15 protein-coding genes are annotated in these 23,898 nt (G+C 59.8%); 8 read left to right on the forward strand and 7 right to left on the reverse strand.

Features of this window, described 5'->3' with window-relative positions; genetic code table 11:
- Positions 1–64: 64 nt before the first annotated feature.
- From GTU76_RS13050 to GTU76_RS13065, 4 genes are all read left to right on the forward strand, one after another.
- Positions 65–3,172, forward strand: a complete 3,108-nt coding sequence (locus GTU76_RS13050) for an efflux RND transporter permease subunit (protein ID WP_180698768.1) — start codon at positions 65–67, stop codon at positions 3,170–3,172.
- Positions 3,169–4,638 carry an efflux transporter outer membrane subunit gene (locus GTU76_RS13055; RefSeq protein WP_180698769.1) on the forward strand — a complete coding sequence of 490 codons (1,470 nt, stop codon included), beginning with the start codon at positions 3,169–3,171 and terminating at the stop codon, positions 4,636–4,638. Before GTU76_RS13050 ends, GTU76_RS13055 begins: the two co-directional genes overlap by 4 nt.
- 295 nt (positions 4,639–4,933) lie before the next feature.
- Entirely contained in the window at positions 4,934–7,015 is a 2,082-nt protein-coding gene (locus GTU76_RS13060; protein WP_180698770.1) for a putative bifunctional diguanylate cyclase/phosphodiesterase, read from the forward strand.
- 181 nt (positions 7,016–7,196) lie between these two features.
- The gene (locus GTU76_RS13065; protein WP_016985122.1) at positions 7,197–7,943 is read left to right on the forward strand and encodes an SDR family oxidoreductase; all 747 of its coding nucleotides are present in this window, start codon (positions 7,197–7,199) and stop codon (positions 7,941–7,943) included.
- Positions 7,944–8,073: 130 nt separating this feature from the next.
- On the opposite strand, the gene mapR is transcribed toward GTU76_RS13065, so the two are convergent.
- The 3 genes from mapR to GTU76_RS13080 form a co-directional block, all read right to left on the reverse strand.
- The gene (gene mapR, locus GTU76_RS13070) at positions 8,074–9,483 is read right to left on the reverse strand and encodes a GntR family transcriptional regulator MpaR (RefSeq protein ID WP_034155962.1); all 1,410 of its coding nucleotides are present in this window, start codon (positions 9,481–9,483) and stop codon (positions 8,074–8,076) included.
- 314 nt (positions 9,484–9,797) lie between these two features.
- Positions 9,798–11,228, reverse strand: a complete 1,431-nt coding sequence (gene ccoG / locus GTU76_RS13075) for a cytochrome c oxidase accessory protein CcoG (protein ID WP_180698771.1) — start codon at positions 11,226–11,228, stop codon at positions 9,798–9,800.
- A gap of 195 nt (positions 11,229–11,423) precedes the next feature.
- Positions 11,424–11,672 carry a DUF3203 family protein gene (locus tag GTU76_RS13080; protein ID WP_064391076.1) on the reverse strand — a complete coding sequence of 83 codons (249 nt, stop codon included), beginning with the start codon at positions 11,670–11,672 and terminating at the stop codon, positions 11,424–11,426.
- Positions 11,673–11,796: 124 nt separating this feature from the next.
- Here GTU76_RS13080 and GTU76_RS13085 point away from each other — a divergent pair, with 124 nt between their 5' ends.
- The gene (locus GTU76_RS13085) at positions 11,797–12,309 is read left to right on the forward strand and encodes an MgtC/SapB family protein (RefSeq protein ID WP_105708126.1); all 513 of its coding nucleotides are present in this window, start codon (positions 11,797–11,799) and stop codon (positions 12,307–12,309) included.
- 40 nt (positions 12,310–12,349) lie between these two features.
- Here the strand turns inward: GTU76_RS13085 and GTU76_RS13090 are convergent, their stop codons facing one another.
- Positions 12,350–12,508, reverse strand: a complete 159-nt coding sequence (locus tag GTU76_RS13090; RefSeq protein WP_016985118.1) for a hypothetical protein — start codon at positions 12,506–12,508, stop codon at positions 12,350–12,352.
- A gap of 217 nt (positions 12,509–12,725) precedes the next feature.
- Between GTU76_RS13090 and GTU76_RS13095 the strand changes: the two genes are divergently transcribed.
- The 3 genes from GTU76_RS13095 to glgB all read left to right on the forward strand — a co-directional run bounded on the left by GTU76_RS13095 (position 12,726) and on the right by glgB (position 20,441).
- The gene (locus GTU76_RS13095) at positions 12,726–14,723 is read left to right on the forward strand and encodes an alpha-1,4-glucan--maltose-1-phosphate maltosyltransferase (RefSeq protein ID WP_180698772.1); all 1,998 of its coding nucleotides are present in this window, start codon (positions 12,726–12,728) and stop codon (positions 14,721–14,723) included.
- A 142-nt stretch (positions 14,724–14,865) separates the two neighbouring features.
- Positions 14,866–18,207, forward strand: coding sequence for a maltose alpha-D-glucosyltransferase (gene treS / locus GTU76_RS13100; RefSeq protein WP_180698773.1), 3,342 nt, complete (start codon positions 14,866–14,868; stop codon positions 18,205–18,207).
- A gap of 2 nt (positions 18,208–18,209) precedes the next feature.
- Entirely contained in the window at positions 18,210–20,441 is a 2,232-nt protein-coding gene (gene glgB, locus GTU76_RS13105) for a 1,4-alpha-glucan branching protein GlgB (protein WP_175554230.1), read from the forward strand.
- A gap of 131 nt (positions 20,442–20,572) precedes the next feature.
- Here glgB and GTU76_RS13110 read toward each other — a convergent pair whose 3' ends face one another.
- From GTU76_RS13110 to GTU76_RS13120, 3 genes are all read right to left on the reverse strand, one after another.
- The gene (locus GTU76_RS13110; RefSeq protein WP_180698774.1) at positions 20,573–21,640 is read right to left on the reverse strand and encodes an autotransporter domain-containing protein; all 1,068 of its coding nucleotides are present in this window, start codon (positions 21,638–21,640) and stop codon (positions 20,573–20,575) included.
- A gap of 390 nt (positions 21,641–22,030) precedes the next feature.
- Positions 22,031–22,813: an endonuclease/exonuclease/phosphatase family protein gene (locus GTU76_RS13115; protein ID WP_038368981.1), complete on the reverse strand. Its 783-nt coding sequence runs from the start codon at positions 22,811–22,813 to the stop codon at positions 22,031–22,033.
- Between the two features lie 196 nt (positions 22,814–23,009).
- A complete protein-coding gene (locus GTU76_RS13120) occupies positions 23,010–23,768 on the reverse strand; it encodes a PIG-L deacetylase family protein (protein WP_016985208.1) in 759 nt (252 codons plus the stop codon).
- Positions 23,769–23,898 lie beyond the last annotated feature (130 nt).

A 23,898-nucleotide genomic window follows, 5' to 3' on the forward strand; every position in this document is an offset into this window, starting at 1 on the left:
AGATTGCATTCGCGAGCAGGCTCGCTCCCACAGGGATCTGCGGTGAAGGCGGAGATCGTGTTCGATGAACCTCTCTGGCCCTTTCATCAAGCGTCCGGTCGCCACAATGCTGCTGAGCCTGGCGATCATGCTGCTCGGCGGTGTCAGCTTCGGTCTGCTGCCGGTGGCACCGCTGCCGCAGATGGATTTCCCGGTGATCGTCGTGCAGGCGAGTCTGCCCGGTGCCAGCCCGGAGGTCATGGCGTCCACCGTGGCCACACCGCTGGAGCGCTCGTTCGGCGCGATCGCCGGCGTCAACACCATGAGCAGCCGTTCCAGTCAGGGTTCGACCCGGGTCATTCTGCAGTTTGATCTCGACCGCGACATCAACGGTGCCGCGCGGGAAGTGCAGGCAGCGATCAACGCTTCGCGCAATCTGCTGCCGAGCGGCATGCGCAGCATGCCGACCTACAAGAAGGTCAACCCGTCGCAGGCGCCAATCATGGTGCTGTCGCTGACCTCCGATGTGCTGGAAAAAGGCCAGCTTTACGATCTGGCCTCGACGATTCTTTCGCAGAGCCTGTCGCAAGTGCAGGGTGTCGGTGAAGTGCAGATCGGCGGCAGTTCGCTGCCGGCGGTGCGCATCGAGCTCGAACCACAGGCGCTGAACCAGTACGGCGTGGCGCTCGACGATGTGCGCAAGACCATCGCCGATGCCAACGTGCGCCGGCCGAAGGGTTCGGTCGAGGACGGCCAGCGTTTGTGGCAGATCCAGGCTAATGACCAGCTGGAGAAAGCCAAGGATTACGAGTCACTGATCATCCACTACGCTGACGGCGCCGCGCTGCGCCTCAAGGACGTGGCCAAGGTCAGCGACGGCGTCGAAGACCGCTATAACAGCGGCTTCTTCAACGATGACGCGGCGGTGCTGCTGGTGATCAACCGCCAGGCCGGCGCCAACATCATCGAGACGGTCAACGAGATCAAGGCGCAGTTGCCGGCGCTGCAAGCCGTGCTGCCGGCCAGCGTGAAGCTGAATCTGGCCATGGACCGCTCACCAGTGATCAAAGCCACTCTGCACGAAGCCGAGATGACCTTGCTGATTGCCGTGGCGCTGGTGATTCTGGTGGTGTTCCTGTTTCTCGGTAACTTCCGCGCCTCGCTGATTCCGACACTGGCCGTGCCGGTGTCGCTGGTCGGCACCTTTGCGGTGATGTACCTCTATGGCTTCTCGCTGAACAACCTGTCGCTGATGGCGCTGATTCTGGCCACCGGATTGGTGGTGGACGATGCCATCGTGGTGCTGGAGAACATTTCCCGGCACATCGACGAAGGCGTCAAACCGATGCAGGCCGCCTATCTCGGGGCCAAGGAAGTCGGTTTCACCTTGCTGTCGATGAACGTCTCGCTGGTGGCGGTGTTCCTGTCGATCCTGTTCATGGGCGGGATTGTCGAAAGCCTGTTCCGCGAGTTTTCCATCACCCTGGCTGCGGCCATCGTCGTGTCGCTGGTGGTCTCGCTGACGCTGACGCCGATGCTCTGCGCCCGTTGGCTCAAACCACACACGCCGGGACAGGAAAACCGCCTGCAACGCTGGAGTCGCCGCACCAACGACTGGATGGTCGGCAAATACGCCACCAGCCTCGACTGGGTGTTGCGCCACCGGCGCCTGACGCTGCTCAGCCTGCTGATCACCGTCGGCGTCAACGTCGCGCTGTACGTGGTGGTGCCGAAAACCTTCATGCCGCAGCAGGACACTGGCCAGTTGATCGGTTTCGTGCGCGGCGACGACGGCCTGTCGTTCAGCGTGATGCAGCCGAAAATGGAAATCTTCCGCCGCGCCGTGCTCAAGGACGAAGCGGTGGAAAGTGTTGCCGGGTTCATTGGCGGCAGCAACGGCACCAATAACGCCTTCATGCTGGTGCGTCTGAAGCCAATCAAGGAGCGCCAGCTCAACGCGCAGAAAGTCATCGAGCGCCTGCGCAAGGAAATGCCCAAGGTCCCCGGTGCGCAATTGATGCTGATGGCCGATCAGGACCTGCAATTCGGCGGCGGCCGCGAACAGACCACCTCGCAGTACAGCTACATTTTGCAAAGTGGTGATCTGGGCGAGTTGCGCAAGTGGTATCCAAAAGTGGTTGCCGCGTTAAGGGCGTTGCCTGAGCTGACCGCGATCGACGCGCGTGAAGGCAAGGGTGCCCAGCAAGTGACGTTGATTGTCGACCGCGATCAGGCCAAGCGCCTGGGGATCGACATGGACATGGTTACCTCGGTGTTGAACAACGCCTACAGCCAGCGGCAGATTTCGACGATCTATGACAGCCTCAACCAGTATCAGGTGGTGATGGAGGTCAATCCGAAATACGCCCAGGACCCGGTGACGCTCAAGCAGGTTCAGGTGATCACCGCTGACGGTGCGCGGGTGCCGCTGTCGACGTTCGCTCACTACGAAAATAGCCTGGAAGACGACCGCGTCAGCCACGAAGGCCAGTTCGCCTCCGAGGACATCTCTTTCGACATGGCCGAAGGCGTGACGGTGGAGCAAGGCAGTGCCGCCATCGAACGGGCGATTGCCAAGCTCGGCCTGCCGGAAGATGTCATCGCGAAAATGGCCGGTACCGCCGACGCCTTTGCCGCTACACAAAAGAGCCAGCCGTTCATGATTCTGGGTGCGTTGCTGGCGGTGTATCTGGTGTTGGGCGTGTTGTATGAAAGCTACATTCATCCGCTGACGATTCTATCGACCCTGCCGTCGGCCGGCGTCGGCGCGTTGCTGTCGATCTATGCGCTGGGCGGTGAGTTCAGCCTGATCTCGTTGCTCGGGTTGTTCCTGCTGATTGGCGTGGTGAAGAAAAACGCCATTCTGATGATCGACCTCGCGTTGCAACTGGAGCGTCATCAGGGCCTGTCGCCGCTGGAATCTATTCGCAGTGCCTGCCTGCAACGCCTGCGGCCGATTCTGATGACGACGTTGGCGGCGATTCTCGGTGCCTTGCCGTTGCTGCTCAGCCGGGCCGAAGGTGCGGAAATGCGCCAGCCGTTGGGTCTGACCATCATCGGCGGGCTGATTTTCAGCCAGGTACTGACGCTTTACACCACCCCTGTGGTTTACCTCTATCTCGACAAGCTGCGCCATCGTTTCAACAAATGGCGTGGCGTGCGTACTGACGCCGCTCTGGAAACTCCGCTATGACTGACCGTTCGCTTTTCAATCTGGCCACTGTTCGCGGCTCGCGCTTGCTCAGCCTGTCGCTGTGCGTGGCGATGCTCAGTGCCTGCGCTGTCGGCCCGGACTACCAGCGTCCGCAGACCGCTGAAATTGCCCAGTACAAGGAAGCCGAGGGCTGGACCCAGGCCAACCCGAGCGATTCGCTGGCCCGTGGTGCCTGGTGGGAGTTGTACGGCGATCAGCAGCTCAACGGCTTGATCGAACGCCTGAACAATTCCAACCAGACCGTCGCACAGTCGGAAGCCCAGTACCGTCAGGCCCAGGCGTTGGTGCGCAGTGCGCGCGGGGCGTTTTATCCCAGTGTTGACTTGAGCTTGGGCAAGACCCGCTCCAGTCAGGGCACCGGCAGCAGCAGTTCGAGTTTGAGCAGTTCCTCCAGCGGCATCCGCGACACCTATAACGCCGAACTGGGCGTCAGTTGGGAAGCAGACGTGTGGGGCAAGCTGCGCCGTGGACTGGAAGCCGATGAGGCCAGTGCCCAGGCCAGTTTTGCCGACCTGGCCGCCATGCGCCTGAGCCAGCAATCGGAGCTGGTGCAGAACTACCTGCAACTGCGCGTGATCGACCAGCAGAAACGCCTGCTCGAAGCCACGGTCGCCGCCTACGAACGCTCGCTGAAAATGACCCAGAACCAGTACCGCGCCGGCGTCTCCGGGCGCGATGCGGTAGCGCAGGCGCAGACGCAGCTGAAAAGCACCCAGGCTGATCTCGTCGACCTGATCTGGCAGCGCGCGCAGTTTGAAAATGCGATTGCCGTACTGACCGGCCAAGCGCCGGCGGATTTCAACATTGCCGAAGTGCAGACCATTCCGAAGTTGCCGCAGGTGCCATTGAACCTGCCTTCACAGTTGCTGGAGCGCCGCCCGGACATTGCTTCGGCAGAGCGTTCGGTGATCGCCGCCAACGCCAATATCGGCGTGGCCAAAGCGGCGTATTACCCGGACCTGAGCCTGAGCCTGAGCGGCGGTTACAGCAGCAGCACCTCGCAGAATCTGGTCAGCCTGCCGAACCGCTTCTGGTCGGTCGGGCCGAAACTGGCGTTGCCGCTGTTCGACGGCGGCATTCGTTCGGCAGAAGTCGATCGCACCGAAGCGGTGTATGACCAGACCGTGGCCAAGTATCGCCAGACCGTGTTGGACGGTTTCCGCGAGGTGGAAAACTATCTGGTGCAGCTCAAGGTGTACGAAGACGAAGCGGCGGTGCGCCAAGAAGCGCTGGATGCCGCCCGCGATTCCCTGCGCCTGACGGAAAACCAGTACAAGGCCGGATTGATCGCCTACATCGATGTAGTTGTGGTGCAAGCCACGGCACTGAGCAACGAGCGCAGCGTGCTGAATATCCTGCAAAGCCGCTTGATCGCCAGCGTGCAACTCATCGCGGCGCTGGGTGGTGGGTGGGATGGGCAACTGGATGTCAGTGACACTCAATAAATCACGCCGTGGCCGAAATCCTGTGGGAGCGAGCCTGCTCGCGAAGGCGTCAATGCAGTGACTGATTATTTTGAATCAGAGAGCCTATTCGCGAGCAGGCTCGCTCCCACAATGATCGCGCAAGGTTCAGAAAGCCCCATTCCAGAGGCATCTCGGACGATCAAACAAACGTTTCATCGGCTTGATGGCCAATTGCTTACTTTGTCAGTGCGTTCTTCTGCGTAATCAGTACAATCGCCGCATTTGCCTGACCGAGAATGGACGCAGTCCGCGTTGGGTGGCCACGAGAAATCCCATGCTCATCGGTAGTTATTCCTCCACCCTGGTTTTCATTTCGTTGTGCGTGGCGATTCTCGCTTCCTACACCGCGCTCGACCTCACCGGTCGTATCGCCACGGCCAAAGGCCGTGCGGTGCATTTCTGGACCGCCGGTGGTGCGTTCGCCATGGGCATCGGCGTCTGGTCGATGCATTTCATTGGCATGCTCGCCTTCAAGCTGCCGATCGATCTGGGCTATGACATCAGCCTGACGGCGTTGTCGCTGTTGATCGCGGTGTTGTCCTGCGGGTTTGCCTTGTGGCTGGTCAGCCAGCCGAAACTGCCGATTCTGCAACTGGCGTTCGGCGCGCTGATCATGGGCGCCGGCATCAGTGCCATGCACTACACCGGCATGGCGGCGATGCGCATGACCCCGGGAATCGACTACGACCCGACACTGTTTGGCGCGTCGTTGCTGATCGCCGTCGGTGCGTCGGCGGCGGCGCTGTGGATCGCCTTTCGCCTGCGTCAGCACTCTCCTTATGTGCGCCTGATTCGTGGCGGCGCAGCGATCATCATGGGCATCGCCATTGTCGGCATGCATTACACCGGCATGGCCGCCGCGCAGTTCCCCGACGGCAGTTTCTGTGGCGCCACCGTCAATGGCTTGAAGGGTAATGGCCTCGACAGCCTGGTGTTGATCACCACGCTGGCGGTGCTGTCGATTGCCTTGCTGACCTCGATTCTCGACGCGCGCCTCGAAGCGCGCACCGCTGATCTCGCCCACTCTTTGACTGTGGCTAACCGCGAACTGACGCAACTGGCCCTGCATGACACCCTGACCGGCCTGCCGAACCGCATGCTGCTGGACGACCGGATCAATCAGGCGATGAAAAAGGTCAACGAGCAGGGCGGCTGCTTTGCCTTGATGTTCATCGATCTGGACGGCTTCAAACCGGTCAATGATGCGTTCGGCCATCACATGGGTGATCAGTTATTGCGCGAAGTCGGTGTGCGTCTGCGTGAAGACTTGCGCAGCCTCGACACACTGGCGCGGATCGGTGGCGATGAGTTCGTGTTGCTGGTGCGTCTGAGCGAACCCAATGATGCGCTGGGGCTGGCGGCACGCCAGGTCGGCCTGATCGCGCAATCATTCCGCGTCGCCGAACATGACTTGCAGATATCCGCCAGCGTCGGCATCGCCTTGTATCCGGGCAATGGCCAGAACGCGCAGGAACTGCTGATGAACGCCGACGCGGCGATGTACCACGCCAAGGGCGGCGGCAAAAACGGTTACAGCTTTTTTGATGCGTCGATGAACAACAACGCGCGCAAGCAGTTGCAGTTGCTGCAGGACCTGCGTGCGGCACTGGAACACAGTCAGTTCAGCTTGCATTACCAGCCCAAATTCGACGCGGCCAATGGCCATCCGGTCGGAGCCGAAGCGCTATTGCGCTGGCAACACCCGATCCACGGCATGCTGATGCCGGACAAGTTTATCGATCTGGCCGAGAAATCGGGCCTGATCATCCCGATCGGCGACTGGGTGCTCAATGAAGCCTGTCGGCAGATGCGCGAATGGTTCGTGCTCGGTTACACCGATTGGCGTATCGCGGTGAACCTGTCGGCGCTGCAGTTCTGCCACACCGGGCTGGTGCGCAGCGTCGCCAAGGCATTGGCCACTCACCACTTGCCGGCCAACAGCCTGACCCTGGAAATCACCGAAACCACGGCCATGAGCGATGCCGATGCGAGCATGACGGTGTTGCAGGAGTTGTCGGATATGGGCGTCGACCTGTCGATTGACGACTTTGGCACCGGTTATTCCAGCCTGATGTACCTCAAGCGCTTGCCGGCCAACGAGCTGAAGATCGACCGTGGCTTTGTGCGCGATCTGGAGCATGACAGCGACGATGCGGCGATTGTTTCCGCGATCGTTGCGCTGGGGCAGGCGCTGGGCTTGCGGATTGTCGCTGAGGGTGTTGAAACCGGGGTGCAGCAGGCGTTTCTGACTGAGCTGGGGTGTGATTCGTTGCAGGGTTATCTGCTCGGGCATCCGATGCCGGCGGACAAATTCATGCAGGATATTGCGCGGGGTGAGCAGTTAACGGTGGTCTGATCGACCGCGTTATCGTTCTTCGCGAGCAAGCTCGCTCCCACATTTGGAATGCATACCCCTGTGGGAACGAGCCTGCTCGCGAAGGCGTCCGGCCCGACACAACAGACCTCATGCAAAACCCGTCAATGGCGGTTATTCTTCCCCCCGACTGTTACGTGTGCATCGGGGGAGAAAGGCCAGCATGGATAAAGTCATTGTGATCACCGGGGGCGGGCGCGGGATTGGCGCCGCTACGGCGTTGTTGGCTGCCGAGCAAGGCTATCGGATCTGCATTAACTATCAGCAAGACGAGCAGGCTGCGCAAAGTGTGCTGGAGCAAGTCCGTGCATTGGGCGCACAAGCCATCGCCGTGCGCGCTGACGTCAGCATCGAAGACGAAGTGATCGCGCTGTTCCAGCGGGTCGACAGCGAATTGGGCCGTGTGACTGCGCTGGTGAACAACGCCGGCACCGTCGGACACAAATCGCGGGTCGACGAAATGTCCGAATTCCGCATTCTGAAAATCATGAAAACCAATGTCCTGGCGCCGATCCTCTGTGCCAAGCACGCGATCCTGCGCATGTCGCCCAAGCACGGCGGCCAGGGCGGCAGCATCGTCAATGTGTCGTCGGTCGCCTCGCGTCTTGGCTCGCCAAACGAATACGTCGATTACGCCGCGTCCAAAGGCGCGCTCGATACCTTCACCATCGGCTTGTCCAAGGAAGTGGCGGGCGAGGGGATTCGGGTCAACGCGGTGCGCCCGGGTTACATCTATACCGATTTTCACGCGTTGAGCGGCGATCCGGATCGGGTCAGCAAGCTGGAGTCGGCGATTCCGATGGCCCGTGGCGGGCGGCCGGATGAGGTGGCGGAGGCGATTGTCTGGTTGTTGTCGGATAAAGCGTCTTATGCGACCGGGACGTTTGTTGATTTGGGGGGTGGGCGTTAATCGCCTGGATTTCGATAGCACCGACCCCTTCGCGAGCAAGCTCGCTCCCACATTGGATGTGTGAATGGCACAGAACCCATGTGGGAGCGAGCTTGCTCGCGAAGAGGCCAAAATAAACACCATCAATCTGTCAGAACGACCGCACAATCCGCCCCAACGTCTCCATGGCCTTTTCCGAATCCTCGGTCCAAGGGCTGCCATAATTCAACCGAATACAATTCCTGAAGCGCTGCGTCGGCGAGAAAATCGGCCCCGGCGCGATGCTGATGCCTTGCGCCAGTGCCATCTGAAACAGCTTCAGCGAATCCATCTGCGGTGGCAGTTCCAGCCAGAGAAAGTAGCCACCGGCCGGTTGGCTGACCCGCGTCTGCGCCGGGAAATACCGGGCGATCGCCGCGAGCATCGCGCTCTGCTGTTCCTCCAGTGCGTAGCGCAGTTTGCGCAGATGCCGGTCATAGCCGCCGTGTTGCAGGTAGTCGGCGATCGCCGCTTGCGCGGGCATCGAAGCACACAACGAAGTCATCAGTTTCAGCCGTTCGATTTTCTGCGCGTAGCGTCCGGCGGCGACCCAGCCGATGCGATAGCCGGGGGCCAGGCTCTTGGCGAACGAGCCACAGTGCATCACCAGACCTTCAGTATCGAAAGCCTTGGCCGGTTTCGGTGCTTGTTGTCCGTAATAGAGTTCGGCGTAGACGTCGTCTTCGATCAGCGGCACTTGATGGCGGCGCAGCAGTTCGACCAGTTCCTGTTTCTTCGCCTCGGGCATGGTCGCGCCCATCGGGTTCTGGAAACTGGTCATGCACCAACAGGCCTTGATCGGATGGCGTTCCAGGGTTTGCGCAAGTACGCCGAGGTCGATGCCATCGCGCGGATGCACAGGGATTTCCACGGCTTTGAGTTTCAGCCGTTCCAGAACTTGCAGGCTGGCGTAAAACGCCGGGGCTTCGATCGCCACCAGATCGCCCGGTTCGGTCACCGCTTGCAGGCACAGGTTCAGCGCTTCGAGGGCGCCGTTGGTGATCAGCAATTCTTCCATCGGCAGCATCAAGCCACCGACCATATAGCGCAGGGCGATCTGCCGGCGCAGTTGCGGGTTGCCCGGCGACATGTCGGTGACGACCATGCGCGGATCCATCTCGCGGGCGGCGCTGGCCAGTGAGCGCGACAGGCGCTGCAACGGGAACAGGGTAGGGCTGGGGAATGCCGAGCCGAAGGGGATGGTGCTCGGGTCTTTGATCGAATCGAGTACCGAGAACACCAGTTCGCTGACGTCGACTTCGGTGGAATCGTTGACGTGGCTGCTGATCACCGGCTCGGAAAACGGGCTCGGCGCATGGGTGTTGACGAAGTAGCCGGAGCGCGGTCGGGCGCGGATCAGGCCACGACGTTCAAGCAGGTAGTAGGCCTGGAACACCGTGGACGGGCTGACGCCATAGGTCTGGCTGGCGTAACGCACCGAAGGCACGCGCTGGCCGGGGCCGAGGACGCCGGAGCGGATCAGTTCAGCGATGTCGTCGGCGAATTTTTCGTAGCGTTTCATCGAGGAGCCTTGGTGCTGGTTGAATTGTGGGGTGTCAGGGAGGGAAAAGCCCTCACCCTAGCCCTCTCCCAGAGGGAGAGGGGACTGATTGGGGGATGCTTGTGAACTACACCGACCTGAAAGTGCTTCGCCGAATCCGTAATCGACTCGACCTGAAAGTGCTTTGCTAAATCCATAATCGACTCGGCCGGGAAGTGCTTTGTTGAATCCATAATCGACTCGGTCTGTCAGGTCGATGTATAGCGACAGACACCTCGGTCGGCCCCCTCTACCCCCGGGAGAGGGCTGGGGTGAGGGGAAAAGATTCTAACGGATCAACGATTCATCGGCGCCACAAACCTGCTCTTCGCCACGCTGTAAACCTCAGGCTCATCGCTGTCGGCAATCTTGAAACTCAGGGTTTGCGAACTGCTGGCCGGGCGCTCTGTGGTCATCGCCACCGACACCGGCACATCGACAATTTCCCCTGGCGCCAAGCTCAACTCAGTCTTGCCTTGCAACTGGAAACCGTCGCCATCGACCAGGCTCAGGTGGTAATCCTGGCGTTGCTGGGTCTTGTTGATGACTTTGAGGCTATAGATGTTTTCGATCTGGCCCTGACCGTTCTCGCGGAACAAGCCGCGATCCTTGGTCACGTCCAGCGAGACCATCGGCCGCTCGACCAACGCCAATGCCAATGCGCCGATCATCGCCACCAGCACCACGGTGTAACCGATCAAGCGCGGACGCAGCAGGTGAGTCTTGCCACCCTGCAATTCGCGCTCGGAACTGTAGCGGATCAAACCACGCGGGTAGTTCATTTTGTCCATGATCGAGTCACAGGCATCGATACACGCGGCGCAACCGATGCATTCCATCTGCAAGCCGTCGCGGATGTCGATGCCGGTCGGGCAGACCTGCACGCACAATTGGCAGTCGATGCAATCACCCAGGCCGGCTTCAACGGGTTTCACGTCGCGTTTGCGCGGGCCACGGTTTTCGCCACGGGCCACGTCATAGGAAATCGCCAGGGTGTCCTTGTCGAACATCACGCTCTGGAACCGTGCATACGGGCACATGTGCATGCACACCGCCTCGCGCAGCCAACCGGCATTGATGTAAGTGGCGGCAGTGAAGAACAGCACCCAGAACAGGCTGACGCCGCCGATTTGCAGGGTCAGCAGTTCTTCGGCCAATGGCCGGATCGGGGTGAAGTACCCGACGAAGGTCAGGCCGGTCAGCACGCTGATCGCCAGCCACAAGGTGTGCTTGGCTGCACGCCGTGCCAGTTTGTTCAGGCTCCACGGCGTGGCTTGCAATTTGATGCGCTGGTTGCGCTCGCCTTCGGTGATCTTTTCGCACCACATGAAGATCCACGTCCACGAGCTCTGCGGGCAGGTGTAGCCGCACCAGACCCGGCCGGCGAACACGGTGATGGCGAACAGGCCGAATGCGGCGATGATCAACAGCGCCGAGAGCAGGATGAAATCCTGCGGCCAGAACGTCGCGCCGAAGATGTGGAATTTGCTTTCGGAAAGGTCCCAGAGCACCGCCTGACGTCCGCCCCAATTTAGCCACACGGTGCCGAAAAACAGCACGAACAGAAATCCCGCGCCACTCATGCGCAGGGTGCGGAACAGACCGGTGAAGCTGCGGGTGTGGATCTGGTTGTCGCTGGATTTGGCCGTCGCCTTCATTGGGCGTGCGGGCACACTTTTGATAGTTGGAGATGCTTCTACGGTTCGGACGGGGATTTGTTCGCTCATGGTTATTCGCTCATCAGCCTCCATCAGGCCAGAGCACTATGAGCGTCGATCTGTTTGCATAACAGACTCAGGTATTTCAATAAAAAGCGGATCAGATGCGATTTTGCGCAACGCCTGCGACAACTTGAAGCAACCCGCAGGTAAGGGCGCAAACGCCTATCGCAGACGTTTGCGCGGGGTATTGATCAAGGTCAGTCAAATCACCGAATCACTCTCGTCGGCTTTCAGGTGTTTGCGACCATCCTTGGCACCTGCGACGGTCAAGGCGTCAGCTTCTTTTTCGCTGATGTAAACGCGTCGGCCTTCTATTTCCACGAACGACATGGATTTTTCGCTATCCGTCATGACTTCCAGGGTGTCGCAAATGCGAATTTCCTCGCCATGTTCAACGGTGAAAAAACACACTTTTTGTTCGGGGTTGGATTCATCGACTCGAAGAGGCATGGGAGCAGTCCTTTTTTCAGGGAGGTCTGCAAGGTTAGGGCGCACGACGCGCTGATCGTTCTGCGCAACTGATTAATGGTCGCCGCTGTCCATCGTCTATCGAGCCAATAACAAGGACTGCACGATGAACGCGTGGTGGCATGAAGTGTGGGAAACCCTGCAAGCAGAGTTCGCCGACGTTGGCGACGCTTCGCAATTGACGCGCATTACCGTGCGCCTGCTGATGGCGGCGATTCTGGGCGGCATTCTCGGGTTCGAACGTGAGCACAAAGGCAAGGCTGCCGGGGTGCGCACGCATATGCTGGTGGCGCTTGGGGCGGCGTTGTTTGTGTTGGTGCCGCAAACGTCCGGCGCCGAGTCCGATGCGATGAGCCGGGTAGTGCAAGGTGTGATTGCCGGGATCGGCTTTCTCGGTGCCGGCACTATCCTGAAAAACAAGGAAGGCGATGAAGGCCATGTCAAAGGCCTGACTACTGCTGCCGGGTTATGGATGACGGCGGCCATTGGTGTGGCTGCCGGGTTGGGCAAAGAGGCTACGGCATTGCTCAGCACATTTCTGGCGCTGGCAATTTTCAGCGTGATGCCACGGATCGTGAAGCTTTTCGAAAAGGAAGAGGAGAAGACTGACGACCACTGATCATTCCTGCGCGGAGCGTGGGAATGATCAGTTCGCGAAGTTAAACGATCACGGGCGGCATCGTGCTCGGCGGTTCTTCTTTCGGCGGTGGCGTGGTGCCCGGCGGTTCCTGCTCTGGAATCGGCTGCGGCTCGGTCTCGGGCAAAGTGGGTTTGTCGATGTTGGGATCAGGCGTTTCGGCCGGGATCGGGATGTTCATCTGATGACCTCCGTGTGGCACATGGCGTGAGAAGTGCTTAAGTGGATTGACCACCCTGCACGCAATTCGATCCGCTTTTCTGACACGGTAATTTCATCTGAACTTTTCCCGGCGCCGGTCGCTCGGAACCTAAGTGAGTTCATTTCGGGGCAGGTGCTTCGTTGTGGACACTGATCCGGCACAAGAGCGTCCTTGGGGCGTTAAGGAGAGATGCTCAATGACTGCTGAAAGACCTTCTGAACTGAGCTACAACCCGCACATGCCACTGTCGCAGGCACTGCTGCTGCCGCGCGTTGTCATTGAAAACACCATGCCGACCCTTGATGGCGGGCAGTTCGCCGTGAAGTCGATTGCCGGCCGTGAAGTGGTGGTCACCAGCAAGGTGTTTGCCGACGGTCACGACAAACTCGCGGTGCGCATCCGCTGGCGCGAGGAAGGCGAGGAAACCTGGCAAAGCGAAGTCATGGCCGATCAGGGCAACAATGGCTGGCAAGGCCAGTTCCGCCCTGAACATCAGGGCCGCTACCTGTATTGCATCGAAGCGTGGATCGATCATTTCGCCAGTTTTCAGTACGAGCTGGAGAAGAAACACACCGCTGCGGTACCGGTGTCGCTGGAGTTGCAGGAAGGCCGGAGCATGGTGCAGCAGGCCGCCGAACGCAGCGAAGGGCAGCTCAGCGAACAGCTCGCCGCGTTGCACCACGAATTGTCCGGGCTGCTCGAAACCGAGCAGGTCGCGCTGTTTTTGCACTCGCGCAGTGCGCAGTTGATGGCTGAGGCCGATCACCGCGCCTATTTGAGTGTCAGTCCCGAATTTCCAATGGACGTCGAGCGCGAACTCGCCGAGTTCGCCAGTTGGTACGAGCTGTTTCCACGCTCGATCACCGACGATCCCCACCGTCACGGCACTTTTAACGATGTGCACTCACGTCTGCCGATGATTCAGGACATGGGCTTCGACGTGCTGTACTTCACGCCGATCCACCCGATCGGTCGCGCGCATCGCAAGGGTCGTAACAATTCATTGACCGCTGGCCCCGACGATCCCGGCAGTCCATATGCGATCGGCAGTGAGGAGGGCGGTCACGAGGCGATTCACTCGCAACTCGGCACCCGCGAAGACTTCCGCCGACTGGTCGCCGCCGCTGCCGATCATGGCCTGGAAATCGCTCTCGACTTCGCCATTCAGTGTTCCCAGGATCACCCGTGGCTCAAGCAGCATCCGGGCTGGTTCAACTGGCGCCCGGACGGCACGATCAAATACGCGGAGAACCCGCCGAAGAAATACCAGGACATCGTCAACGTCGACTTCTATGCGCCAGAAGCGATTCCGAGCTTGTGGATCGAGTTGCGCGACATTGTCATCGGCTGGGTCGAGGAGGGCGTGAAGATCTTCCGCGTCGACAATCCACACACCAAACCGTTGCCGTTCTGGCAATGGCTGATCGCCGATGTGCGGGCGCTGTACCCGGAGGTGATCTTTCTCGCGGAGGCCTTCACCACGCCAGCCATGATGGCGCGTCTGGGCAAGGTCGGTTACACGCAGAGCTACACCTATTTCACCTGGCGCAATAGCAAGGCTGAGCTGGCGACCTATTTCACCGAACTGAATGAATCACCGTGGCGCGAATGCTACCGGCCGAATTTCTTCGTCAATACGCCGGACATCAACCCGGCGTTCCTGCACGAATCCGGGCGCCCGGGCTTTTTGATCCGCGCCGCGCTGGCAACCATGGGCTCGGGCCTGTGGGGGATGTATTCGGGGTTCGAACTGTGCGAGTCGGCCCCAGTGCCGGGCAAAGAGGAATACCTCGACTCGGAGAAATACGAGATTCGCGTCCGCGACTTCACAGCGCCCGGCAACATCATTGCCGAGATCGCCCAGCTCAACCGCATTCGCCGGCAGAACCCGGCGCTGCACACGCACTTGGGCTTGAAGGTCTACAACGCCTGGAACGACAACATTCTGTATTTCGGCAAGCGCAGCTTTGACGGCAGCAATTTCATTCTGGTCGCGGTCAGCCTCGATCCGCACAACGTGCAGGAGGCGAATTTCGAACTGCCGCTGTGGGAAATGGGCCTGCCCGACGATGCGACGACCCACGGCGAAGACCTGATGAACGGGCACCGTTGGGACTGGCACGGCAAATACCAGTTCATGCGCCTGGACCCGGCGTATCAGCCGTTCGGCATCTGGCGAATTACTGCCACCTAAGCATTGCCCAAACCCCTGTAGGAGCTGCCGAAGGCTGCGATCTTTTAAAAGCAAGATCAAAAGATCGCAGCCTTCGGCAGCTCCTACAGGGGGATCAGCACAATCAGATTCTGTGCAGAAACGAATTTTTCAGGAGTTTCACATGGCGAAGAAACCCAAGGCAGCCACCTTCATCAAAGACCCGCTCTGGTACAAGGACGCGGTGATCTATCAAGTTCACGTCAAATCGTTTTTCGACTCCAACAACGACGGGATCGGCGACTTTCCCGGCCTGATCGCCAAACTCGATTACATCGCCGACCTCGGCGTCAATACGATCTGGCTGTTGCCGTTCTACCCCTCGCCACGTCGCGACGACGGCTACGACATCGCCGAATACCGCGGCGTGCACAGCGATTACGGGACCATGGCCGACGCCAAGCGCTTTATCGCCGAGGCGCACAAACGCGGCTTGCGGGTGATCACCGAGCTGGTCATCAACCATACCTCCGACCAGCACCCGTGGTTCCAGCGTGCGCGCAAGGCCAAACCCGGCTCGGCAGCGCGGGACTTCTATGTGTGGTCGGATGACGATCAGAAGTACGACGGCACCCGAATCATTTTCCTCGACACGGAAAAATCCAACTGGACCTGGGACCCGGTCGCCGGCCAGTACTTCTGGCACCGGTTCTATTCGCACCAGCCGGATCTGAATTTCGATAACCCGCAAGTGATGAAAGCCGTGCTCTCGGTGATGCGCTACTGGCTGGACATGGGCATCGACGGTCTGCGTCTGGACGCGATTCCTTACCTGATCGAGCGCGACGGCACCAATAACGAAAATCTGCCCGAGACCCACGACGTTCTTAAACAGATCCGCGCAGAAATCGACGCCAACTATCCCGACCGCATGCTGCTCGCCGAAGCCAACCAATGGCCGGAAGATACTCAGCTGTACTTCGGTGATACCGATGCGGCAGGCCTCAACGGTGATGAATGTCACATGGCCTTTCACTTCCCGCTGATGCCGCGCATGTACATGGCGCTGGCCCAGGAAGATCGCTTCCCGATCACCGATATTCTGCGCCAGACCCCGGAAATTCCTGCCAACTGTCAGTGGGCGATTTTCCTGCGCAACCACGATGAACTGACGCTGGAGATGGTCACCGACAAAGAACGTGACTATCTATGGAATTACTACGCCGCTGACCGCCGTGCGCGGATCAACCTTGGCATCCGCCGGCGTCTGGCGCCGCTGATGGAGCGTGATCGCCGCCGCATCGAGCTGCTCAACAGTCTGCTGCTGTCGATGCCCGGCACGCCGACGTTGTATTACGGCGATGAGATCGGCATGGGCGACAACATTTACCTTGGCGACCGTGATGGCGTGCGTACGCCGATGCAATGGTCAATCGACCGCAACGGCGGCTTTTCCCGCGCCGACCCGGCGAGTCTGGTGCTGCCGCCGATCATGGACCCGCAGTACGGCTATCTGTCGGTCAACGTCGAAACCCAGTCCGGTGATCCGCATTCGCTGCTCAACTGGACCCGTCGTTTGCTGGCGGTGCGCAAGCAGTCCAAGGCCTTCGGCCGTGGCACTTTGAAGATGCTGTCGCCGAACAACCGCCGCGTGCTGGCTTACACCCGCGAATTCACCGATGCCGACGGCAAGCACGAAATCATCCTGTGCGTGGCCAACGTTTCGCGCAGTGCGCAAGCGGTGGAGCTGGACCTGTCGGCCTACGTCGGCATGGTGCCGGTGGAGATGCTTGGCGGCAATGCGTTCCCGCCGATTGGCCAGTTGAATTTTCTGCTGACGTTGGCGCCGTACGGTTTCTACTGGTTCGCCCTGGCGACGGAAAACCAGATGCCGAGCTGGCACGTCGAACCGGCGCAGAGCCTGCCGGACTTCACCACGCTGGTGCTGAAAAAACGCATGGAAGAACTGCTCGAAGCGCCGTCGCGTACGACGCTGGAGCAGAGCATCCTGCCGAGCTGGCTGCAGAACCGGCGCTGGTTCGCCGGTAAGGATGCGGCCATCGACAAGGTGCATCTGGCCTATGGCGTGCGCTTCGGCGATGCCCAGCATCCGGTGCTGCTCAGCGAAATCGAAGTGACCAGTGGCGGGCAGACCAGTCGCTACCAACTGCCGTTCGGATTTATTGCCGAAGATCAGGTTGGCCCGGCGTTGCCGCAGCAATTGGCCTTGTCGCGTGTACGCCGTGTACGACAAGTGGGTCTGATCACCGACGCCTTCAGCCTTGAAGCGTTTATTCGTGCGGTGCTGCAAGGTATGCAGAACAACACGGTACTGGAGTCGAACGACGGTGAAATCCGCTTCGCACCGACGCCGCATCTGGAAAAACTCGGCCTCGGTGCCGAGTCGGAAGTGCGCTATCTGTCCGCCGAGCAATCGAACAGTTCGGTGGTGATCGGCAACAGCCTGGTGCTCAAGCTGATACGTAAAGTCGCTTCTGGCGTACACCCGGAACTGGAGATGAGCGCTTACCTGACCGAGGCTGGATTTGCCAATATCTCTCCGCTGCTCGGCTCGGTGATTCGCCGCGATGCCAAGGGCGAAGACAATCTGCTGATGATTGCTCAAGGCTATTTGAGCAATCAGGGTGACGCCTGGGAATGGACGCAGAACAACCTTGAAAGGGCGCTGCGCGATGAGCTGGCCGATGCCATGTCCGAACAGGAACAGCATTACAACGCCCTCGGGGAGCTGAAGGATTTTGCCGGCATGCTCGGTCAGCGTCTGGGTGAGATGCACAAGGTGCTCGCCGCGCCCACCGACAATGCCGACTTCGCGCCGCAGGTGTCGACGGCCAAAGACATGCAGGCCACCGGCAAGGATGTTGTGGCGCAGGTCGAGCATGCGTTGAAGTTGCTCAAGCAGCATCAGGGCGAACTCAACGCAGCGGATCAGAAACTGGTCAAGCGCCTGGTCGACGAGAAGAAAACCATTCTCGGCCACGTGCAGGATCTGGCGAAAAAAGCCGTCGGCGGTTTGCGCATTCGCGTCCATGGCGATCTGCATTTGGGCCAGGTGCTGGTGATCAAGGGCGATGCCTATCTGATCGACTTCGAGGGCGAACCGGCGCGGCCATTGAGCGAGCGTCGTGGCAAACACAGTCCGTACAAGGACGTCAGCGGCGTGCTGCGCTCCTTCGATTACGCGGCAGCGATGACCATCAACGTGCACAACGTTGACCACAGCGCGGAGTCTGAAACCGCGCGGCGTCTGGTCGCCGAGCGTTATCTGCGTGAGGCCCGTGAGGCATTTGTTCAGGCATATCGCCGCGCGGCAGCTAGTCTTGATCATGCTTGGCAAGATCCTGAAGGTGCCGACGCTGCACTTGCGTTGTTCGGTCTGGAGAAGGCGGCCTATGAAGTGGCCTATGAAGCCGAAAATCGCCCCACGTGGCTGCCCGTGCCATTGCACGGTTTGTATGGGTTATTGACGGGGCTTAAACCCTTTTCCGATCTTGGTGGAGAGTAGTCATGAGTTTCTCGAACAAGGAACAGGGTCAGGTCAAAGAAGCATTGCTGCCCTCGGCAAAAGATATCGATGCCTTGGTCCGTGCTGAACATCACGACCCTTTTTCCATTCTTGGCCCGCACGGCGATGGCGCTGGCGGGCAGTTTATTCGCGCCTATCTACCCGGCGCGTTGAGTGTCGTGGTGCTGGACAAGGACAGCGGTGAAGAACGCGGTCCGCTGGAGCAGACCGAAACGCCGGGGCTGTTTGTCGGCCATTTCGATCAGGCGCGGTCTTATCAGTTGCGCACGCGCTGGGCAGGCGGCGAGCAGGTTGCCGAGGATCCGTATAGCTTCGGCCAGTTACTCGGTGAAATGGATTTGTATCTGTTTGCCGAGGGCAATCATCGCGACCTCAGCGCATGCCTCGGCGCCCAGCTGAAAACCGTTGATGGCGTCGACGGTGTGCGTTTTGCCGTGTGGGCGCCGAATGCCCGGCGCGTGTCGGTGGTGGGTGATTTCAACGTCTGGGACGGTCGCCGCCATCCGATGCGCTTGCGTCATCCGTCCGGGGTCTGGGAACTGTTCATCCCGCGCCTGCAAGCGGGCGAATTGTACAAATACGAAATTCTCGGCGCTCACGGAATTCTACCGCTCAAGGCCGATCCGATGGCGCTGGCCACCAGTCTGCCGCCGGACACCGCGTCGAAAGTCGCTGAGCCGCTGCAGATCGACTGGCAGGATCAGGACTGGATGAACAGCCGCCGTGACCGTCACAAGCATTCGGCGCCGCTGTCGATCTATGAACTGCACGCAGGTTCGTGGCAATGCGAGCTGGATGATCTCGGTGAAGTGGCGCGCCAGTACACCTGGCCGGAGTTGGCTGAGCGGCTGATTCCCTACGTCAAGGAACTGGGTTTCACCCACATTGAACTGATGCCGATCATGGAACATCCGTTCGGTGGTTCCTGGGGTTATCAACTGCTCTCGCAATTTGCGCCGAGCGCGCGGTATGGCACGCCGGCGCAGTTTGCCGAGTTCGTTGACGCCTGCCACCGCGCGGAGATCGGTGTGATTCTCGATTGGGTACCGGCGCATTTTCCGACCGATACCCATGGTCTGGCGCAGTTCGACGGCACCGCGCTGTACGAGTACGGCAATCCGCTGGAAGGCTTCCATCAGGATTGGGACACGCTGATCTACAACTTGGGTCGTACCGAAGTGCACGGCTACATGCTCGCGTCCGGGCTGCACTGGTTGAAGCATTTCCATGTCGATGGTTTGCGCGTCGATGCGGTGGCCTCGATGCTCTATCGCGACTATTCGCGTAAGGCTGGCGAATGGGTGCCGAACCGGCATGGCGGTCGGGAGAATCTGGAAGCCATCGACTTCCTGCGGCACTTGAATGATGTGGTTGAACTGGAAGCACCGGGCGCACTGGTAATCGCTGAGGAATCCACGGCGTGGCCCGGTGTCAGCCAGAGCACGCAGCAGGGCGGTCTGGGTTTCGCTTACAAATGGAACATGGGCTGGATGCACGATTCGCTGCATTACATTCAGCAGGACCCGGTGTACCGCGCGCATCATCACAACGAATTGAGTTTTGGTCTGGTTTACGCCTGGTCCGAGCGTTTCATCCTGCCGATCTCCCACGATGAAGTGGTGCACGGCAAGCATTCGCTGATCGACAAGATGCCTGGTGATCGCTGGCAGAAATTCGCCAACCTGCGCGCCTACTTGAGTTTCATGTGGACGCATCCGGGCAAGAAACTGTTGTTCATGGGCTGCGAATTTGGCCAGTGGCGCGAGTGGAATCACGATCAGCAGCTGGATTGGTATCTGCTGCAGTATTCCGAGCACAAAGGCGTGCAGAAACTGGTCGGCGATCTCAATCGGCTGTATCGCGAGGAGCCGGCACTGCACGATCAGGACGACGCGCCGCAGGGTTTTCAGTGGTTGATCGGTGATGATGCGATTAACAGCGTTTATGCCTGGCTGCGTTGGAGCAAGGAGGGTAAACCGGTGCTGGTGGTGGCCAACTTCACCCCGGTGCCGCGTCAGGCCTATCGCGTGGGAGTGCCGTTTGCCGGACGCTGGACTGAATTACTCAACAGCGATGCCGACACCTATGCCGGTTCCAATTACGGCAATGGCGGCGGGGCGTTTACCGAGGAAGTGCCGAGCCATGGTCAGTCGTTGTCGCTGGAGTTGAACCTGCCGCCGTTGGCGGTGTTGATCCTTAAACCGGAGGGTTGATCCAAGGCACTGTAAAACCTGTGGGAGCGAGCTTGCTCGCGAAGGCGGTTTGTCAGTCAACGATGATGTTGAGTGCTCAACCGCTTTCGCGAGCAAGCTCGCTCCCACAGGGGGCTTCGGTGACCTGACGCTCACCAACGCATCCGCACCCCAAGGCTACCAATGATCCCGTTCAGATCATTGTCATCGACATCACTGCTGTAATCGGCACTGACATACAGACTCACCGCCGGCGTCACTCGCGCCACCAGCCCCAGTCCCAACTCAACGGTGGATGACTTGCGGCTGCTGCTGATCTTGTCGACCTGATCCAGCGTCACCGTGCTGCCGGTATACACCGTGTGCCACAGGTTGGTGCGTACATAGGGCTCGACCGGCAAGCCATTCAAATCGTAACTGCCTTTCAACCGTGCACCAACGCGACCGCTCCACGCCGTCAGATCGGTGGAAGAAGCATTGCCCGAGCCGGCGTACGGCGTGTCGAGGGTGATGCGTTGATTGATCAATTGCGCCTGCGGTTCGACCACCCAGTTGTCACTCAGGCCAATCGGAAAACCGCCTTCCACCGAGAAGGTCATCGCGCTGCCTTCAGTGGCTTGCCGGGCGCCTTGGCCGTTGCGACTGAAACCACTGACCCGGCCGCCGCTGGCCGAGAGATCAACGTGCCAGCCTTGGGCACCGGTGAGGCTGTAGTAGGCACCGAGGCTCTGGCCTTGCAGATTGAGGGTGTCACTGTTCGGATCGGCCAAAGCGCGACTTGTGAGCACGCCGTTGCCACTGGCTTGAATCTGGTTGACGCCGCCGATCAGGCCGATGGTCTGAGTATGTCCGCCACCTTGCACGGTCAGCACGGCTGGCCCTTTGAAGTGGCCGCTGCCGGGCATCGCGTAGCCTGACGACAGCACATCGGTTTGCGCCTGCCGGGCGCTTCTGCCGTACAACTCATCCCAGGCCGACGGAGCGAGGTCTTCGGTGATCAGGCGCGTGCCTTGCAGATCGGGGCGTGGACTGAAGCGTTGCGGGCCTGGGGTGATGACGGTGGTCGGCAATGTCATCACCGGCACATCTGCGCTATACCACGGGGTGGTTTCATCCGCCGCAGGACCGGCCTGCGCCTCCATGGATGAGCACAGCAAGATAGAACTGGACACTGTGCAGAAAGTGATTTTGATCTCGTGTGGGCTGATGGAAGTTTTCATGGAGGTCTACCTTGCAGGCGCATGCATTCTCTCTGTGTGGCGTCTCTCCTACCCCGAACGAGGGGCGACCGAATGGAGCGGGGCGAACCGTGACCGCTCGATTTCGCGAGTGTCCGAAGGCTCGTCCCGGGTAGTGATTCCGGGGGTAGTAAGGTAGAGATAAGAAGAGTCGCGAGTCCGCGTCAAGAATTTGAACGATGAGCGGTAGTGGCAAAACAGGTTTTGCAAGCGTTTGTTTTTCTGCACATAACTAAGTGGTTGTTTGTATGGAAAAACGCAACGAAAGCCCCGACTCAGAGGTGTCCAGTTACCGACAGATGGTCTGCCGGTAATTTTTCAACTGCCGAATGAGCTGCCCCATCTTCTCCTGCATTGCTGTCACTATTGCGGCTACAGGTGCACCTCTACCGCCAGTGGCAGATGATCCGAGAGGTGTGTCCACGGCTTGTTGCCGAGGATCCGTGGGTCATGGCTGCTGGCATTGCGCAGGTAGATCCGGTCCAGTCGCAGCAACGGAAACCGCGCCGGATAGGTCTTCGCCGGGCGGCCGTGATGACGCTCGAAGGCTTCGTGCAGGTAATCGCGACGGGCAAGGGCGGCGTTGCCCTGTAACTGCCAGTCGTTGAAGTCACCGGCGATGATCACCGGGGCATCGTCGGGCAGGGATTCGAGCAACTGACAGAGCAATTGCAGCTGCAATTGCCGATGGCTTTCGAGCAGACTCAAATGCACGCAGATCGCGTGGACCTCAGCGTGACCTGGCACGTCAAGCACACAGTGCAGCAGGCCACGGCGTTCTGGGCCGGTGATCGACACATCGAGGTTGCGGTATTCACGGATCGGGTATTTCGACAGCAGCGCATTGCCGTGGTGGCCGTCGGGATAGACGGCGTTGCGCCCGTAAGCGAAATCGCTCCACATGCTGTCGGCGAGAAACTCGTATTGCGAGGTTTGCGGCCATTCGTTGTAACGGCTCGAATGGCGTTCGTGTTCACCCACCACTTCCTGCAGAAACACCAGGTCGGCCGAGGTGCTGCGCACCGCTTCACGCAGTTCCGGCAGAATGAAACGCCGATTGAGTGCGGTGAAACCCTTGTGGGTGTTGACCGTCAGCACCCTTAAACGATGGATGACGGGCGCGTCGACAACATGACGCTTGGGATCGCTGGACACGTTCACTCCTCTGGATTGCGGGCCGCTTATTCATGCGACTGATGGGGAGGGGCGGCAGTTCCTTCTGGATAATTTCGATTGCACATCAAACCCTGTGGGAGCGAGCTTGCTCGCGAAGGCGTCGTACCGGTCGATACGAATATTGAATGTGACGGCCTCTTCGCGAGCAAGCTCGCTCCCACAGGGAATCAGAGATTCAGACGAAAACGATTTCATAGGGCAGGCGCATTCTTTCGAGAATCACCGGTGGCAGCATCGGTGCGATGCCGATCGCCGGTTCGCCCTTCAACTGGCTGGCATAGGCGTGAGTGGCGTGGCTCTTGCGCGCCACGGTCCAGGTGTCGAGGCGTAGTTTGCGCGCGCGTTCCCAAGGGATCAGTTGCTGGTCGCGCTCGGGCCAGTGCCAGGCCCACACCGGTACATCGTGGAAGGTCGCCCCGGCCTGTTCCGCCGCTTGGGCGCTGGCCCGACCCACCGCTTCATGGTCATCGTTGCCATCGCCGCGCCAGGTACTGAACACCACGTCACCGGGGCGCAGGTAACGGCTGATAAACTCGGTCACTTGCGCTTGCTGGTCGCACAGAGCGTTGTCGGTGAAGCCGCCACGCACCCATTTCAGGCTGTGCATCGGCAGGCCGAGGCGGCGCAAGGCTTCGACGCTTTCCTGCGGGCGGAACACGCTCAGGCGTTTTTCCGACCATTGCCGTGAACCCGGATGGCTGGCGCTGCCATCGGTGATCGAGAGCAATTGCAGTGGATGACCAAGGCTGGAGAGTAATTGCAGCAGGCCGCCACAGGTGACCACTTCATCGCCCGGATGCGGCGCGATGACCACGGCGCGGGCACCGTCGGGCACCAGACTGCGGGTATTGATGACGGGGATGTTGTCCAGTTGCGCGGCGCTGTTCCAGATTTGCGCCGACGTACTGCTGTCGCTGAGGGTTAACGGTTTCATGTGTGACGTCCTTGTGTTGTTTCGCCCTCAGTCGTGTGCGTGGCAATGATTGCCAGTCACCGCTGACCCGTGAAGGCTGGTTGAATGCCCAGCGACGCTCCAAACCCTGGATTGCCGCGCAGCAGAGTAT

Origin of the sequence: Pseudomonas crudilactis, from assembly GCF_013433315.1 — a bacterium.
Taxonomy (GTDB): Bacteria; Pseudomonadota; Gammaproteobacteria; order Pseudomonadales; family Pseudomonadaceae; genus Aquipseudomonas; species Aquipseudomonas crudilactis.